1 protein-coding gene is annotated in these 237 nt (G+C 31.6%); it reads right to left on the reverse strand.

All coding sequences use genetic code 11. From position 1 onward, the window contains the following. Positions 1 to 12: 12 nt before the first annotated feature. The coding region (locus SB822_RS60900) for a hypothetical protein (RefSeq protein WP_410859629.1) at positions 13 to 237 on the reverse strand (225 nt) is incomplete at its 5' end.

Consider the following 237-nt stretch of genomic DNA (forward strand, 5'->3'; position numbering starts at 1 on the left):
ATTTTATGTAGTTTAAATAGCTTTTAAATGATTCTTCTTAGATTCAGATTTCCACTTGATCAAGTTGTTATTTGTTTTATTGATACGGCGCTTGGCATTTTCAATTGTTTTGATTTCTTTTTCATCAACACTCAGCAAGGACTTTCCGAGTGTATCTCTAATCATACGAAGTTTGTCGTATTCACATTTGACTTTTCTTCTTTCAATAAGAATTGCTTGCCCTCTTTTAGATAGGCT

Source organism: Paraburkholderia sp. SIMBA_054 (genome assembly GCF_046534875.1).
Taxonomy (GTDB): domain Bacteria; phylum Pseudomonadota; class Gammaproteobacteria; order Burkholderiales; family Burkholderiaceae; genus Paraburkholderia; species Paraburkholderia hospita.